Source organism: Syntrophaceticus schinkii (assembly GCF_000946815.1).
Taxonomy (GTDB): Bacteria; Bacillota; DSM-12270; order Thermacetogeniales; family Thermacetogeniaceae; genus Syntrophaceticus; species Syntrophaceticus schinkii.
In genome coordinates this window covers 1-2,676 of sequence record NZ_CDRZ01000133.1, presented here as the reverse complement: position 1 = coordinate 2,676, position 2,676 = coordinate 1, and the positions used below count along the sequence as shown (strand labels likewise).

Sequence of the window (2,676 nt, the reverse complement as noted above, 5' to 3'; positions counted from 1 at the left end):
TCAACGAGAATCCGGGAGGGAATTTTTGAGTCAACCATCAAATCAGTTAGGCACTGAATGCAGTGATACCCTTCCTCTGAAATATCTTTTACCATTTCATGTCCCAGGATAAGGCCTGTCTTGCTGTCGAGGATGAGAAACGTCTTGGGGAAATACGGCCTTTCACCTTTTTTCTCCTGAACAGGGAAGGGGGCGAAAAAGGTGTCCACCTCCCAGACAGCCTGTTTTCTTTTCCCGGAAGTCAAAATCTTTTTCAAGAGCAGTTCATTGGTGATTTCAAAAGCAACATATTTCATAATGACCGGGGCGGGCTCAAGATACCGGTCAAGCCAGGTTATTATTTCCCCCTGCTGAGAGGGAACGCGGACAAGAAAGGCATTCGGTTGATCACAGACTAAAATGGCCTTGCTGCTGCGGCAGCGCAGAGAAACTTCAATGGCCTGCTGCAGAGCAATCGTTAAAAAGCGGCATTCCCAGGCGTCGATAAACCAGGGGTATAGACCAGGTTCGTAGGAGCGAAACTGTGGCCACTGGTTTTTCCCTCTGAATTTTAATCCCAGCTCTTTGATCACTGCCCTATCCTCTTTTTCCAGGTCTTCGCGGTTATCAAATGAGGCCATAAGACACTTCTGCACAAAAAACAAATCCGTAGAGTGACTATCCGGGCCCTCCATCATATCCAAAATGGATTTCAATCCTTCAGGACCGAGGTAAGCTCCCAGGGCATACTGTTCACCCAGTTCTCCCATGATGCAGCAGTAGGCTATTTCCCCTGTTTCGGGATTCATCACCCCGAACAGGTCGTTGTCATGCATCCATTCCCAGCAACGAGCATCTTTAAAAGCCGCAGCCGCCTCATAAAGCGCCCGCCACTCCTCAAAAGACGGTTTTTGACCGATGTCTGCTCTTTTTTCAGCCAGGGGCACGACCTCTGCTCCGTTTACTGCCGGTGGGATCTTTGCCTCGTCATCTTCCGGCACTGCCTTTCCTCCATCCCTTTCCGTTACAGAGGCGCCGCAGCATTTTTTGTACTTCTTGCCGCTTCCGCAGGGACAGGGTTCATTTCGTCCCACTTTGGGCGTGGCTTTTCCCCCTATCCGGCTTCCCATAAAATCAAAGGGCGGTTCCGGTAATGGCTGTAGATTATGTTTTTCATACCGCTCGAACACCTCAAATGATGTCCAACCCCTGAGGATCCATTGCGGTGTATTGTTGGCCATACCGTTAACTAGATTAATAAAGGGCTGAAGCTCATCAAATGAGTCAAATTCCAGATCATACAAAAAGTATTCCACCAGTTGCAGATGAGGCATACCGTTGTTAAGCATCGTTTGGCCGAGCAATACCTTCATCATGGCATCATCTTTGGTGTAGCCAAACTGCTCCTGCAACTGCCGGCTCAGCGTTTTAACCGTTGGGTGCCAGAGAGAGGAATATTGCTTGTTCACCACCTGGTGCACCTCTTTGTCTGTGACCGGCCGGTAGGGGATTTCGGCCCTTTTACCCTGCTCATCCAGTATCCAGTGCGGATTTTCCACATCGTAGTGGCAGTACAAACCGTCATCTAAGATGAAATCATAAGGGGTGTCATCCTTTTTCAGCTCTTCGTCCAAAATGTTTTTAAAGTATGGCCGGCTCAAGCCGCCTCCCAAGCGGTCGGCCACCGCCCGGTAAAGGCTTTCCAAGTCCATCACTCCGCAAAAATAAAGCAGTCCATTCACATAACCCAAGATACGCTCTATATCAAGTTTACTTTCAGTCATTTTTTTCATCCTTTCTGCACCGGCCAATGTAAAGCAAGTGATTCCCTAATCCAGATAATACTCATAAAAGGGGTGCCATCTTTATTTCGACAAATAACAGGTGATTCCTTTGTTTTGCACCCGAACGAAACCTATTAACATTTTTCCGTCAGGTTTTTCCGAAATAACGGCTGCTTCCGGGTGTAATCTTGGATAAATGGATAGCTTCTCTTCCGGCGTATCTGGCATGTTTTTTGCTAGTATATATTAGTGAAGAAAATAACCGGCACAAGCCGGGAAAGGGGTTGACAAAGATGGCGGTGGCACTGAAGGATATAGAGAGGAAGGCTCGGGAGAAACATTTGAGATTAGTTGAGGGGAAAGCAAAAAAGGAAAGGGTAGACTACGAATTCCCCTATGATGAGATGTACTATCTCTACAACTACATGATGGAAGAAATGAAAGAAACTAAGTGAGGTCGATAAAATGCATAGAGTCTATCGACAAGGGTAACCGCCGGATGGGAAAATGACTGGCGGTTATCTTTATATCAAGTGGTAACCGATACCTTTGCTCGGGGAGATGCTTTCTCCCCGAGCTTGCTGGAAAATTAAACTTTTCGTTGGTATTCGACAAAAATCGAATGGTACCTGGTACCTAAAAGTCAACCGGCACCCGGCGTCGACAACTCCATTTTTTCAGCTTGCTCTCGGCTTCTTGTCGTTCCATCGCATCAACATTTTGTTGCTCATCTAGGAATAACAACCCCCATAGATTAACAACCGGTTCCGGCAATTCTCTCAAACCATTTATGTCCTCGCGAAAAACATCACCGATTTTACCCTTCCCGTAGAATTCAAAAAGCCACAAGATCTGCTCCCATGTACCAAGAACCAGTCGTTGTTTTAATGATCATTTTTTCGTTGTTTTATCT

Annotated in this window: 3 protein-coding genes; 1 reads left to right on the top strand and 2 read right to left on the bottom strand. The window is 46.7% G+C overall.

The window, feature by feature from the left end; genetic code table 11:
* Nucleotides 1–1,763 (bottom strand): YecA family protein (locus SSCH_RS16405; RefSeq protein ID WP_052835392.1); only part of this gene is annotated, 1,763 nt, incomplete at its 3' end.
* A gap of 293 nt (nt 1,764–2,056) precedes the next feature.
* Between SSCH_RS16405 and SSCH_RS20085 the strand changes: the two genes are divergently transcribed.
* On the top strand, nt 2,057–2,218 hold the full coding sequence (locus SSCH_RS20085) for a hypothetical protein (protein ID WP_232294259.1): 162 nt from the start codon (nt 2,057–2,059) through the stop codon (nt 2,216–2,218).
* 181 nt (nt 2,219–2,399) lie between these two features.
* On the opposite strand, the gene SSCH_RS06240 is transcribed toward SSCH_RS20085, so the two are convergent.
* Nucleotides 2,400–2,612 (bottom strand): hypothetical protein, encoded by a 213-nt coding sequence (locus SSCH_RS06240; RefSeq protein ID WP_044664718.1) that lies wholly within the window; start codon nt 2,610–2,612, stop codon nt 2,400–2,402.
* Between the last annotated feature and the right edge of the window lie 64 nt (nt 2,613–2,676).

Bases quoted from the DNA above. Each gene is read 5' to 3' on its own strand.
- SSCH_RS20085 (WP_232294259.1), top strand. From the start codon at position 2,057: ATGGCGGTGGCACTGAAGGATATAGAGAGGAAGGCTCGGGAGAAACAT.